This is a genomic window from Rhodococcus phenolicus, assembly GCF_001646785.1.
Taxonomy (GTDB): Bacteria; Actinomycetota; Actinomycetes; order Mycobacteriales; family Mycobacteriaceae; genus Rhodococcus; species Rhodococcus phenolicus.
This window is the reverse complement of sequence record NZ_LRRH01000157.1, coordinates 1-6151: the sequence shown is the minus strand read 5'-3', so window position 1 is coordinate 6151 and position 6151 is coordinate 1. Positions and strand designations below refer to the sequence as shown.

6 protein-coding genes are annotated in these 6151 nt (G+C 69.8%); 4 read left to right on the top strand and 2 right to left on the bottom strand.

Features of this window, described 5'->3' with window-relative positions; translation table 11 throughout:
- Positions 1–212 precede the first annotated feature (212 nt).
- Together A8G15_RS28255 and A8G15_RS28250 are read left to right on the top strand one after the other, a co-directional pair.
- Entirely contained in the window at positions 213–1904 is a 1692-nt protein-coding gene (locus A8G15_RS28255; RefSeq protein ID WP_245688040.1) for a P-loop NTPase family protein, read from the top strand.
- Positions 1901–3346 (top strand): GTPase, encoded by a 1446-nt coding sequence (locus A8G15_RS28250; protein ID WP_068166505.1) that lies wholly within the window; start codon positions 1901–1903, stop codon positions 3344–3346. The genes A8G15_RS28255 and A8G15_RS28250 overlap by 4 nt, the downstream gene beginning before the upstream one ends.
- 24 nt (positions 3347–3370) lie before the next feature.
- Here the strand turns inward: A8G15_RS28250 and A8G15_RS28245 are convergent, their stop codons facing one another.
- The gene (locus tag A8G15_RS28245; protein ID WP_169833959.1) at positions 3371–3760 is read right to left on the bottom strand and encodes a hypothetical protein; all 390 of its coding nucleotides are present in this window, start codon (positions 3758–3760) and stop codon (positions 3371–3373) included.
- Between the two features lie 139 nt (positions 3761–3899).
- Complete coding sequence (locus A8G15_RS28240) at positions 3900–4442, bottom strand: RNA polymerase sigma factor (protein ID WP_068166502.1); 543 nt, start codon at positions 4440–4442, stop codon at positions 3900–3902.
- 269 nt (positions 4443–4711) lie between these two features.
- On the opposite strand from A8G15_RS28240, the gene A8G15_RS28235 reads away from it, so the two are divergent.
- Both A8G15_RS28235 and A8G15_RS28230 read left to right on the top strand, forming a co-directional pair.
- Positions 4712–5506, top strand: a complete 795-nt coding sequence (locus A8G15_RS28235; protein WP_068166500.1) for a hypothetical protein — start codon at positions 4712–4714, stop codon at positions 5504–5506.
- 41 nt (positions 5507–5547) lie between these two features.
- Entirely contained in the window at positions 5548–6003 is a 456-nt protein-coding gene (locus tag A8G15_RS28230) for a hypothetical protein (RefSeq protein ID WP_068166499.1), read from the top strand.
- Positions 6004–6151 lie beyond the last annotated feature (148 nt).

Sequence of the window (6151 nt, the reverse complement as noted above, 5' to 3'; positions counted from 1 at the left end):
CGGGGCGATCACGGCGGCGGCACCGAACCAGACGCCGGTGAGCGCGGCGGGCGGGGCGATGCCCAGGTCGCGGGCGCGGCCGCCGAGTGCTCGGAGCACCTGCGCGGGGCTGCCCCCCTCGCCCAGTCGCTCCATCCGCATGGTGTTCAGCTTTCCACGGGCACGCCCCGTCGGCGAAACCGCAGGCGGCGGAGTCGGTAGGGTCTTGTCCCGTGTCTGCTGAAACGGGGGTGGCCGACCTTGTGACCGGCGCCGGCAAGGTGTTGCGGGCCTACGGCCGCAACGCCGTCGCCGACCGCGCCGAACGCGACGGTGTCACGGTCGACGACGTCGAGAACGCCACCGCCGTGTCCATCCGGTTCGTTCCGGCCGATGTCGAGAACCCGGAGGGGACCGCGGAACTGGTGTTCCCGGACGGCAACCGGCGCATCCCGCACGCCGAACTCGCCGACTGGACGACCACCGGCGGACGGTACGTCTCCGATCCGACGATCGAGGCGCTGCCGATCGCGGCGGTGGTGCCCGTCGCGTCACGCCGGCTCGGGACCGCCACGATCGTCGACACTCCCGGTGTCGGTGGCCTCGACCCCCGGCACGCGGGGCTGGCCCGGCAGTCCGCCGACCAGGCCGCGGTGCTCGTGATGGTGTGCGACGCCTCGACCCCCATCACCGAACCGGAGATGCAGTTCCTGCGCGAGAGCGCCGCAGGAGTGGAGAACGTCGTCGTCGCCGTCACCAAGACGGACAAGGCCACCACCCGCTGGGCGGACATCGTCGCCGAGAACCGGCGCTCGATCGCCCGGCACGTCGGTCGCGACATTCCGGTCGTGCCCGTCTCGAGCGTCCGCGCGCTCGCCGCCGAGGACGCAGGCCTGCCCGACGAACTGCGCCACCGCGCGGTCACGTTCTCCGGGGTTCCGGCGCTGTGGTCGGCCATCGACGAGAGCCTCACCGCCGCGGAACGCTCCCCGGCGACCGACGCGCTGCGCACCTGCCTCGAAGGACTGCGGGAGATCGAACGCACCATCGAGGATGAACTCGCCGTCGTCAAGGCCGGGGAAGCCGCGATCCCGGACCTGAGCGCCGAACTCGAACGGCTGCGCAACCTCAAGGACGAAGCGCAGCACTGGGAACAGCACCTCCAGCGCGACCTCACCCTCGCCCGTCAGCAGGCCGCGACCCGCCTCGACGAACACCTCACCAAGGTCCGCGAGGACTGGACCACCCGCATCAACAAGTCGTCCATGGAGGTGCTGCGCAGGTCGCCGCAGGTGTTCACCGCGCGCATCCAGACCGATCTGCTCGAGGCGATGGCCACCACCGCCGAGGGGTTCCTCACCGATCTCGAACGGATCACCACCGAACTGTTCGACAGCGCCGAGGAGTGGGAACGCATCCGCGAGATCGCGGTCGCCTCGATGCGCACCGATCCGCTCGTCACCAACGAGGTCACCTCGAAACGGCAGGGCCTGCTCGACCCCAGCGTCCTGTCGATGGGCATGATCGGCACCACCATGCTCGGAGCGGTGATCGGTGTCGGTGCGGTCGCCGGTGTCGTGTGGGTCGCGGTCAACCTCGGGTTCCGCGCGATGCGGGCCGGCAAGACGAACCTGCTGACCTGGTTGCGCGAGACCATCGCGACCGCCCGCACCGCGACGACCCGCATGCTCGACGCGACGCTCGCCACGACCCGCCCGGAGATCGTGCTCGGCCGCCGCCGCAACCTCCAGGATCGGATCACCGTGCTGCAGAAGCAGATCGAAGAGGCAAAGCGTTCCGCGCAGGCCGACGCCGCGGCGCGCGAGGCGAACGTCACCCGGCTGGAGAAGAACCTGCGGATCACCCGCGGGAAGATCACGCCCATCGAGGCCGCACTCGGTGCACCGACGGCGGTCCCGGCATGACCGCGCCGCAGGGCCCGGCCGTCGCCGACGGCACCGACCCGATCCACCAGCGCATCGACGCCGCGCTGCACCGGCTGGCGTCGTTCGGCGGTGATCTCGTGGGTCACGCCAACCGGATCGGCGCGATCCTGTGGTCACCACCGCGCATCGTCGTGGTCGGCCGGCTCAAGGCCGGCAAGTCCACGCTCGTGAATGCGCTGATCGGGGCGCCGGTCGCCGAGACCGCGGCGCTCGAGGCGACCAGCGTCGTCACCGTGTACGAGAACGGTGCGCCCTCACGCGCCGAGGTCGTGACGATCGACGGGACCCGCCGCGCGGTGCCGTTGACGTTCGGTGCGACCGCCGACCTGGGGGTGCCCGAGACCGAAGTCGCGTACGTGCACCGGCACCTGCCGTCGCAGGCCCTGACGCGCATCACTCTCGTCGACACCCCGGGACTGGCGACCCTGACCGTCGCGAACGCCGCCGCGACCGAACGCGCACTCATCGACGGTTTCGAACAGACCCGCTCGGCGTCCGTCGACGCCGACGCCGCCGTGTTCCTGTTCGATTCGATGCCCCGCGCCGACGAGATCTCGTTCCTGCAGCGCCTCGGATTCACCCCGCTGAACACACTGGGAGTGCTGTCCCGCGCCGACGGATTCGGTCGCGGTGTGCTCGGCCGGCGCGACCCGATCGGGCATGCCGTCGAGCATGCCGGGGTGCTGTCGCGACGGCTCGCGGACGTGGTCGGCGCGGTGATCCCCGTGGCCGGTCTGCTCGCCCAGACCTCGCACACCGGGGCGTTCACGGAGAACGATGCCCGGGACCTGGCCGCGCTGGCGCCGTTCGCGCCGCTGGAGTTGTTCGATCTGCTCGACGTCGGCGACGGTGCGCTTCCCGTTCCCCGCGACCGCGTGTTCCGCCTCCTCGACATGGTCGGGGAGTACGGGCTCGTGCACGGCCGGGGTCCGGCGCGCGGCGGTGCGCATCAGGTCAACCAGTGGCTGACCGCGGCCTCCGGCATCGACCCGTTGCGCTCGGTGCTCGACCGGTCCCTACGACGTTTCGCGGTCCTGCACCGGGCGGGACGGATCGTCGCGGAACTCGACGCGCTGGCCTACACCCACCCGGCCCGGGACGGCATCCGGCAGATCGTGTCCGAGCTGAAGACGGATCCTGCGCTCGTCCAGGTCGGCCTGCTGCGGTCCCTGCGGTCTCTGCTGGAGACGGACCCGTCCGCTCCCGCGGTGACGGAGCTGACCCAGTTGCTGCGCGGCGCGACCCTCGCCGAGTCGCTGGGGGCGGACCCGTCCGCACCGCCGGAACAGTTGCGGGCGATCGCGCAGGAACGCCTCGTGTCGGTGCAGACGCAGACGTTGAGCACCCGATCCGCGGCGGAGGACGCGGCGCTGGTGTCGCTCACCCACGCCTACACGTCGATCGTCCGGTCCTGGAGCTGACCGGTGAACCCGGGGACCCGGGCGTCAGCCGAGGCCCGGGTCGTCGGGGAGGTCGAGGTCGTGGTCGCCCGGGCCGGGTGAGAGGTCGTCGTCGCCGGGTACGTCCTCCCCGAGGGTTGGGTCGTCGAGCGCTGGGTCGTCGAGCGCCGGGTCGTCGAGCGCCGGGTCGATGAGATCCGGATCGTGGTGATCCGGAACGTCGTGCCCGTCGAGCCCGGCCTCGGCGGTCACCGGATCGAGGTCGAGCTCGTCCGGGTCGTCGGCCGGAATCAGGTCGGCGCCGACGGGCGGCGTGTCCGGATCGGTGGCGATCTGCACCGCGCGACCCCAGGCGTCGTCGGACAGCGGGGGAACGGTCGTCTGTGGATCGAGACCCAGGAGTTCCCACAATGACGGCTCCCGGTCGTTCGTCATCGTCACCACGTCCTCCGATTCCCGAACTCGAGTGTGTGTACAGGTGCACGCACACTGTCGACGTTAGCGCGCGCCGCGCCGGCGTGACGCACACCCGCCAGCCGCGGGCGGAGCGAATGCGGGATTCCCGGACAGCCGATCAGGGCTCGAGTGTCTCCGCGTCGAGCATCGACGGCGACAACATCTCGACCAATTGCGAACGAGCCCGGTTGATCCGGCTCTTGACGGTCTGCACTCCGATTCCCTGGTGCTCGGCGATCTCCGCGTAGCTCATGTCGGCGTACTCGCGCAGCACGATCGCGACCCGGAACTGTTCGGGCAGCGTTGCCAGCGCCTGCCGCACCACATCGGTGTCGGCGATGCTGTCCGCGACGGATCGCCCCGTGCTCTCGCCGCGGTCGATCTCGTCCTCGGGAGTTTCGCGGCGCTTGCGCACGATCGCCAGGGACGCGTTGGTCGCGATGCGGTACAGCCAGGTTCCGAACCGAGCGGTGCCCCGGAACGACGCGAGGTTCTGCCATGCCGCGGTCAGGGTGTCCTGCAGGGCGTCCTCGGCGTCGTGCCGGTGACTGGTGATCTGGAGGCAGACCGCCCACGTCTGGTCACGCGACCGTGCCACGAGTTCGGCGAAGGCAGCCTGGTCTCCTGCCCGGCTCCGCTCGATCAGTTCCGCTTCACTCATGACGGCCCCCTCCGTAACTTTCCGGGTGTAACTTACTGGACCCTTCGCGGTTCGTGCGGTGGGAGGTTCGGCGGGTGCGCCGATCGGCGCCTCGATCGGCCGAATTTATGTGAGGCACGCCACAATATCTGTCGATTTCGGTGCTGCGACCAGGTGCTTTGTGCCCGAAGTCCGCGTGGCGGAAATTTTCGGGAAATCCGTCCGGAACTTTCCGCGTCCCCGGCTGCTCCTATCACCGACACGCACGGCGAGCGAAAGGCAGCACCGACATGGCAACCCGCGGATCCTTCTCCGACAGCACCAGCTCGAGCAACACCGACCGCACCGACTCGGCCTCCACCGCCGGCACCCGCTCGGACTCCTCCTACGGCACCGACTCGTCCTTCGACACCGACTCCTCCTACGGCTCGTCCGCCGCCGCGCAGGAAGGCTCGACCAGCTACGAGTCCTACGAACGGTACGAACGCTACGACAGCTCCGGCTCGTCCAGCTCGGACTCGTCCTACGGGTCCTCGGCGAACTCCGGCTCGGACTCCTCGCACGGCAGTTCCTCCTCCGCCTCCGATTCCTCCGATCGCGCCTCCTCGGCCGGGGCGTCGAGCAGCACCACCACCAGCACCGGCACCACCGACAGCCTCGGCGGCGGCCACGGCACCCCGGGCCTGGCGTCCGGTCCGGCGACCGACGGCGCCGCGTCCGGGCCGGTGCTGCTCGACGAGTACACCGACACCGACGGCAGCCTCGTCGCGGAGTACGACACCGACGGGGACGGGGTCGCGGACCTGGGGCTGGTCGATCTCGATGCCGACGGCACCATCGATCTGATCGGCGCCGACACCGACGGCGACGGCATCGTCGATGCCAATGCCTTCGATCACGACGGGGACGGCACCTTCGACGAGGCGGTCTTCGATCTCGACGGTGACGGTGGGGTCGATGCGACGGTGGATCTGCACACCGGTGCGGTGGACTACGACGGGGACGGTGTGGCCGACGATTACGTCGATACCGGTGCGTTCGATTCCGGTGCGTCCTCCGGTGGCGACTACGGCGACCTGGCCTGATTCCGACCGGACTGTTTCCGTTCCTTCTTCGAGGAGTTCCCGTGGCCGCTTCGACCGACCCTGCCGGTGTCGACCTGTCCGACATGCAGGACGCGCCCAACGCACAGCCGCTGATCCACACCACCTACGGCACCGCGACCGCGCCGGAGGACGGTGAGTTCACCGCCGAGACGATCACACCCGAGGGTGTCGAACTGAATGCGGACGACTACGACGAGGACGGTGTCGTCGACGCTCTCGAAGCCGAACTGCCGGACGGAACCATCGTGGGTTACTCCGACGTGGACGGGGACGGAACGTTCGACTCGGTGCGCTACGCGACCGAGGACTACAAGACGTTCCGCACCGAGATCGACACCGACGGCGACGGGCGGATCGACACCGTCATCACCTACGACGCCGACTACGAGTCGGTCACCTACACCGACGAGGACGGTGACGGACTCGCCGACAGGATGTACTCGTCCGAGACCGGTGAGGTCACCGATCTGTCCTGACCGGGCCGATCGTGTGCGGCCGTCGGTGGCCGCCGGTACCTGCGGGGCCCGCGGGTACCGGCGGCATCGCCGCTTCTATAGGCTGCCGCACGGTCACGGCGTCCGGCCGGACATTCCGAAGGGGGAGAACGAACGATGAGCTGGGTCC

Excerpts from the sequence above, each read along its gene's own strand:
- A8G15_RS28250 (WP_068166505.1), top strand. The coding sequence starts at position 1,901 with ATGACCGCGCCGCAGGGCCCGGCCGTCGCCGACGGCACCGACCCGATC.
- A8G15_RS28245 (WP_169833959.1), bottom strand. The coding sequence starts at position 3,760 with ATGACGAACGACCGGGAGCCGTCATTGTGGGAACTCCTGGGTCTCGAT.
- A8G15_RS28240 (WP_068166502.1), bottom strand. The coding sequence starts at position 4,442 with ATGAGTGAAGCGGAACTGATCGAGCGGAGCCGGGCAGGAGACCAGGCT.
- A8G15_RS28235 (WP_068166500.1), top strand. The coding sequence starts at position 4,712 with ATGGCAACCCGCGGATCCTTCTCCGACAGCACCAGCTCGAGCAACACC.